The sequence below is a fragment of the Chamaesiphon sp. VAR_48_metabat_135_sub genome, assembly GCF_031418915.1.
In the GTDB taxonomy this organism is placed as follows: Bacteria; Cyanobacteriota; Cyanobacteriia; order Cyanobacteriales; family Chamaesiphonaceae; genus Chamaesiphon.
Genome location: NZ_JANOJV010000033.1, coordinates 1 through 6,976, shown reverse-complemented (window position 1 = coordinate 6,976; position 6,976 = coordinate 1). Strand labels below are relative to the sequence as shown.

Sequence of the window (6,976 nt, the reverse complement as noted above, 5' to 3'; positions counted from 1 at the left end):
CGATTAGGTTGGTGGATTGTTATGGGTTGTTTGATTATTTGATTGGGTCGATGGAGGGGAAATAATGGTGGTTAATAAGCGGGGGCGGAAGAATTTAAGTTTGCGGTTGCAGCCGTATGAGGGGACGTTGTTGGCGGAGGTTGTGGATTATTTGAATACGTTGGATAAGGAGGAGGTGAATCGGCGGGTGACGGAGATTTTGACGATTTCGTTGTTGCCGTTGGCTCGACATGAGCGGGGTGTGTCGGAGAAGGTGTTACGGTTTTCGACGTTGGAGAGTTGTCATGCTCTGTCTCAACAGGCGCATTTTTTAAGGCAGGTGGTGGGGGTTGAGGTGGATCTTCCGGTGGTGGGGGAGGTTTTGGTGCCTCAGGTTAAAGCGAATGTGAAGAATATTCAGGTGAAGGAGAAGGTTGAGGTGAAGTCACCGCATCCTAAGTCGGAGTTTGGGGCTATCGATGGTTTGGATGATTTGTTTGGTTAGAGTCGAGGGTAGCTTGCTACCCGCTAATTGATGGGCGATTGTCGCCGATCGTTAATTTAATGAATTAATTAATTCATTAAATTAACGATGAAAGATTTAATTTGAACCAAGTAGGATTGAGATAATGCTACTAATTGTGACAGAAATAACGATCGCATAGGTTAAATTCATCACCATCTCCATTGAAATCGACTTTTTCAACAGATCGAGATTGAGTCTTGGCTGGTTAGATTTAGCCGACAATAAATTTAACCGACTATTCCTCTCGATGTATTTTGGTTTTGGATCGACTTGAATCTGGCTTGGGTAATCTCGTTCTAATCTATAATTAGGCAGAACTAATCGCTCGTCTTGTCCCAATCCGTAATTAGGCAGATCTAGTTGATGAAATTGTGCTAATAATATTTTTAGATCTTCGTTGCGTTGAGTTAATTCAATCGGACTGTTTACCGGAAAATCTTGAATACTATTCAATAGATTTCGTTCTTTAACAATTCGCTCGAATAAATCTCCTAAGTTAGTAGCAAATAGTTCTAGTTGGGACTCAATATCTTGAATAGTAGCCTGAATTTGTTCGATTTTGGCTTGACTGTGTTTATGGTGTAAGTTTTGGACTTCTGTTTCTAGCTCGATTTTGACCATAAATGATTCTAACGCAGATAAGCAAAGCGGTTCGGCGGTAAGGGCTATTTCACCGATTACAGTTGGGATGGCTATTTCTTCTTTATCCCATTGTCTCCAGATCCCTTTGATTTTAAAACCCAGGGGTAAAAGATACGCTTTACCATTAATTTTAATTTCACTTCTAGAGGAAAAATCATACATGGTTTGCAGTTTCTCAGGGTCGCCAATAAAACAAAAAACTGGCTGCTCCAAGATTTTCCTATCTAGTTCAAAATAAAATCCATAACAATGATATGATTTTCCTTCATCCAAACATTCATAAACAGTTTTAGATTGATTAAAAATAGAACTAAACATAAAATTTTCAATTGCTTGAATGACTTTTTTGGTGCTGGGTCTACTATTGTATTCTAATGATAAAGACTCTTATAAATCATCTTGAAGGAAATTCGATCGAAAGGTCGAGCTAATTCTTCCCTCGACGGCATCACCCAAATCAACTAGAACGGTATTAAGCTAAACGGTAAATGTGCCGCCAATGAGTTGCGATCGATCTGGTAGTTATAGTTCATCTGCTCTACTCACGGTAAATTTAGATGAGGTTGACTATTTTGCCCTGGCGCAGTTACTATAGTAAAAATCCTAATTTTTAGAGTAGTAACTATGTTTAAACTAGATACTCTCACACTAGAGCGAATTTCTGCGGGACTTATTCAGGTTTCTCAGCACCAAGGACGGCTCTATCCATATCCACGCAACCTGCAACTGGGATATGACAGTATCGTCTTAGCCTTTATGATGGCGGGCAAGCCGGAAGACGCGCCCAAGAGTCTGCCAGCATTTTATGGGGAATGGTGCGAGCAGCCTTTAGGGGAGTGGGGCTTAGAGATCGACCCCGAACTAGATGGTGAGGAAGCTTTACTGTTTTTTGGAGAACCGACCGAAATCGCGATCGAGTTAGCCGAAGCCTTTGGCGGTAGCCAACCATCTCAAGAACAATCGAAAATTGCCGCAGTTTTGCTCCAACGGTGTCAGGCTCACGAGCGCGGGGCGGCAATCTATACCCAATTTCGACGCTTTATTATCGAGCATCCAGTCCTATCCAACCAAGAATTGGTCGATGCCAAAGGATGGTTTGGGCTGGGGGTGGGATTGGCGGATTTGCTAGACGAATGCTATGAAGCTGCCCCCAGTTGTTACCGATTTGAGGATAATTTCTATGCCTGTCCCTATTGCCGCGCTCTCACCGCCGTCGCACATGAGGATGTAATTGCCAATCCCAATTGCAATCGTTGTCCGTCTGGACGACGGCTCAAGCGCAAAATGAAATTACCCAACGATTGTCTGAAATTAAAACGCGGGCTAGAACGCTTTTGGTTTTATCCAGGTCGGGCAGAAATTCGGCTCTACGAAAAGTTAGTACAGCTAGGATTGGAAGTAGAGTTGTATCCCCAACGCGATAGCTACGATCTGCGCGTCATTTTCCCCGACCAGGAAGTTTGGGCGATCGATCTCAAAGACTATTCCAATCCCTATTTACTAGTCAAACGGCTAGGAGACGAACCAATTCCCGCAGAGCCAGCCTGGGATGTCGGCTATATTGTCGTACCAGTCGAACGTAAAAAAGACCGTCCTGCCTATCTCAAAGAACTCAAGTCGAAATGGCGGTGGCATAACGTTCGCCCGATCTTTGACGATGCCTTGTGCGATCTGGCGAAGAAGAAACTCGATGGTGGTTCCCCAATGAAGACCAAACGCAAACGGAAGGCTGAAATGGGCGAAGCGTCTTCAGGAATCGCAGTTGGAGAAAATACACAATGAAAGACACCAGATCGTGGCGAACGGAACCAACCAAGTCATTACAAAGATCAGATGGTTTAAACAAAGACCAGATCGAAGCCTTACTCGACATCGAACTGGGCTTATTTGCGATCGAAAAATTGGGTTTACAGTCCGAACTCGATAGTGCCACCACATTATGGTTGTTAATTTCCAATCGCTTCTTCCTTTTTCCCGCTCTAGAAAAGCAGATCGAAACGAGTGAAGCCAAGTGTAATCTGTTTAACTTGCGTCAACTTTTACACTATTTAACCAACCAGGATATTGTCGAGCAGTCGCTTAAAACTTATCGCCAAATTCCAGCTAAATATAGTGCATACGATCTCGATGATGGCTATCAATTTGCTCGAAAATCGATCCTACCTGTAGTTTGGGGCAATCGGTTCGAGTGTTTTGAAAATTTACTCAGCACTAAACTCAAATACCGCACTCGTCCGTTCAAACTAGCCAAGCCTGGTAAAGAATATCGGTTCACCGATCGAGAAACTGCTTATAGTGTCAGAATTCCCGCCGATCTGCCCATCTATCCAGGTAAAACTATCTCTTTACATGGGGAAAATCCGCAACCGATTAAAGTTTCAGTGGCAGAAATGGAGGTTGCCGCTCGACTATTGGACGAAAAAACCAGTGGTAAATATAATTATGTCCGCCGACTGGAAGACATTATTATCGAACGATCGAAACAGATGGGCTTTGCACCCGTCACCGAGATCGAGTTTGATGGCATCAAACATTTAGTCGGATTGCTCAATGCGGGAAAATCTACCCTGATTGACGTTTTAACAGTCGCTCTCGTTCAAAAAGGACACCGGATTGGGGTCGTTTTCAACGAGGTTGTCACCTGTATCCGCATGGCAAATTTGCTCAAACAAGTTGGTGTGCGAGTATGTGTGGCAATGGGGCAACGCAATCGCCAATCCCATTTGGAGAATTGGCATAGTGTGGATGGAGATATCGAGGGTTTTACGCATTTATCTACTGCTTGTCCGCTGAGTAATTATATTCAGCCCAAGCCACCAGTTTCACCGCCTTGTTTCGATCTCCGAGAGTATCAAAATGAGACAGAAGAGGGTACGGGTAAGCTTGGTGGATTGAGAGGATGTCCGTTAATTGGTAAATGTCCCAGACACCAAGATACCAACCAACTTGCCGATGCGGATGTCATTTTAACGACGATATCGGCGGCAATTTTCACCCGTCCCTCACAACATGTCAGTTCCCAATCGATTACTTATTATGAGTCGATCTATCGGACTTGCGGAGTGGTATTTTTCGATGAATGCGATAAGATTCAAGCTAATTTAGATTCCACATTTTTTCCGGCAATTAAATTGATCGATCGGGGAAGTAGTGGATTTCTCGATCGAGTTGTCAATTGGACGCGATCGCAAAAGTTCCAGAATTCTCGCATCGATCTCCAACAAGCGATGTTTGGGAAATTCAACCACGCGCTCCAGAATGCCGACTCCCTCGTCGATAATATCTACACTCAACTCCAAATCTCACCGAATGAGAGCGAATGGCTGTCAGAGCGATTTTTCACCTGTTCGTCATTGGCTAGAAACTTTGTATTGGATATTGCCAAAGCTGAAGGGGTCGATACCCAAGCTAATACATTTATTCTCGATAAAAATCCAGTTTATCAGGAGTTATCCGAGTTTCTATTGGGGGATTGGAAAAGCTCTTGGTTGGCTGAATACGCACTGAGATTGTCCCATGAAAATTATCAAGAGCAGCAAGAGACGATCGCTAAATTAGAGGGGGATTTAGTAACTCGTAAGTGGATCGTCTCGATTAAAGAGCGGCGCGAATTCGTGATGCGGTTTGCGTTATTTCTAAAATTAGTATTGTTTGTCTCATTTTTCCAACAAGCAATTAATAGTGCCTATGGCGTAGTCGAACAAACCGACGGAGCTAGTGACATTGCTTTTTCTAATCGGATTCCTCAAGATTTTTATGGATTAGTCCCTGGTTTAGCAACTGGCTTGGTATGTGGTTTTAAACTAGAACGACGAGACGAGCTGCTGACGCTATCGTACTTTCAAATCTTGGGGCAAGGGCGGTGGCTGCTCGAAAATTTCTCCCATGTCTTTGCAGGTGAGGGCACGCGCGGGGCACACGCACTGCTATTGAGCGGTACGAGTTGGGCTGGAGCCAGTCCGACTTATCATGTCGATTTACCAGTAGATTATTTGCTCCGCCCCAAACAGTCAGCCGCGATGGATGTCCTCGCCCAAAGTAGTTTTCATTTTTCACCCTGCTACTGGGCTGATGGTAAACCCGTGCGAGTTTCTGGGGTTGACTCCAAAGAAGATTCACTGGTACAGATTTTAAAATCGCTCCTGCAACAAACCGATACCTTGCAGCGCGATTTTGATGCCCTCCCAGAATCGCGAAAACGACTGATTTGGTACGTCAATAGCTACGAACAAGTTGAATTCGTTCGCGATGCCATTTTGACGCTGGACACGGGTAGACAATGGCGCGATCGGATTGCCGCTCTGACTCGCAGTTCTCCACTAGAGGATCTGGATGATTCGCTGATTACCCGCAGTAATGTCGAGAATTTCGCGAGATCCAATCGATCGATCTTAATCGCCCCCATCGCAGCCATTGGGAGGGGTAAAAACATCCTCAATGATGCGGGATTGAGTGCTTTCGGTGGAGCCTACTTTTTAGTTCGTCCCCACCCTAGCCCAGACGATCTCAATTACAAATTTCAAATCGCCTTACAACAAGAGCGAATGGCTATTTTAACCGAACGTGCGGGTAATCTAGTTGAAGCATGTGAATCCTGGCGGGTAGATGGCTATCGAATTTTTCTGCGGAGTTTAGAGAAGGATTTACGATATTCAGATCTCAGTCTGCCCAAACACGTCCGCGATGGACTGATTTGGACTCAGATGGTGCTGACTTGGCAAGCGATCGCTCGTACCATTCGCGGCAATCAACCCACTCTGGTTCGGTTTATCGATGCAGCTTGGGCACCGAATCTCGCCGAACACAAACCAGAAACCGCAAAAGATTCATTACTGACAGGATTTAAGTATGCACTCCATCCTTATTTTGCCAAGACTAGAACCGCCTTTAACGGACGAGATATCGCTTTAGTCAGATCGCTTTACGAACCCTTTTATCGTGCATTGGAGAAAATCGATGGCATATAACCAAATTCAATTATTCGCTCTCAATATTCCCACTCAACTTACACTTCCTTTTGAGTTATATGCTTTAGAAGTTCCACAGCATTGGAAAGAATTATTTACTAGGCTTCAACAAATTAAACTAGAGAGGAAAGAGGTTTCACCACCAACAAAATGTCTCAATCATTATTTGCAGGTTTTGATTGAAGATTTAATTTTTCCTTCGCCTGATGCCTTCAAAACATATCAAGGAAATTGGTTTTATTCTAAAAGTAATCTTATCAATCTTGACTATATTGCTACAATTGTCAAAACATGGGTGCGGATTTCTTTTGAGAGCCTAAAGAATTTCTCGGAAAGCGATCGACAGTTAATTATAGCTATTTCTGGCAACGATATCAAATTTAAAAAAATTAATATATTAGAACTGGTTTGGGAAGTTCGAGATGGTAAACTACATATCAATCCAATTTACTATCAGTTAATTTCTTATTTATTTACCAGTGCTATAGTGTCTAAACCTTTAACATTAATTAATCCAGACGCTAGCGAAGAACGAACGTTTCATTTTAGAGAAAGTATTACATCGGATGGTAGATCGGAAGTTATTAGCTGGAATCCCGAACTTATTGTTAGAGGAAAAGAAAAAGAAAAAGAAAACCACTACCATTCATATCATGCAACATTTAATCTGAACTATCATCCCAATGGTGTCCCATATCTAAATTGTGAGTATGGAGTGAGAGTGCGATTCGTTGAAGTATGAATCACGGTGAAAGCCCGTACATAATACTTCCAAGCTGGCTACGAGACATGTAGCATTTTAAGGCTTGAACTGTCCGATTGATGTAGGTGAAAGTCCTACTCCTCAAACTCAGAGGTAACT

5 protein-coding genes are annotated in these 6,976 nt (G+C 43.3%); 4 read left to right on the top strand and 1 reads right to left on the bottom strand.

What is annotated here, in order from left to right:
- Positions 1–64: 64 nt before the first annotated feature.
- Positions 65–484 (top strand): hypothetical protein, encoded by a 420-nt coding sequence (locus tag RMO55_RS02440; protein ID WP_310422952.1) that lies wholly within the window; start codon positions 65–67, stop codon positions 482–484.
- Positions 485–580: 96 nt separating this feature from the next.
- Here the strand turns inward: RMO55_RS02440 and RMO55_RS02435 are convergent, their stop codons facing one another.
- Positions 581–1,465, bottom strand: coding sequence for a hypothetical protein (locus RMO55_RS02435; protein ID WP_310422949.1), 885 nt, complete (start codon positions 1,463–1,465; stop codon positions 581–583).
- Positions 1,466–1,771: 306 nt separating this feature from the next.
- Between RMO55_RS02435 and RMO55_RS02430 the strand changes: the two genes are divergently transcribed.
- From RMO55_RS02430 to RMO55_RS02420, 3 genes are read left to right on the top strand one after another with little or no spacing between them, the layout of a single operon-like run.
- Positions 1,772–2,929 carry a hypothetical protein gene (locus RMO55_RS02430; RefSeq protein WP_310422946.1) on the top strand — a complete coding sequence of 386 codons (1,158 nt, stop codon included), beginning with the start codon at positions 1,772–1,774 and terminating at the stop codon, positions 2,927–2,929.
- The gene (locus RMO55_RS02425) at positions 2,926–6,114 is read left to right on the top strand and encodes a hypothetical protein (protein ID WP_310422943.1); all 3,189 of its coding nucleotides are present in this window, start codon (positions 2,926–2,928) and stop codon (positions 6,112–6,114) included. Before RMO55_RS02430 ends, RMO55_RS02425 begins: the two co-directional genes overlap by 4 nt.
- Positions 6,104–6,856, top strand: coding sequence for a pPIWI_RE module domain-containing protein (locus RMO55_RS02420; protein ID WP_310422940.1), 753 nt, complete (start codon positions 6,104–6,106; stop codon positions 6,854–6,856). The genes RMO55_RS02425 and RMO55_RS02420 overlap by 11 nt, the downstream gene beginning before the upstream one ends.
- Positions 6,857–6,976: the final 120 nt, after the last annotated feature.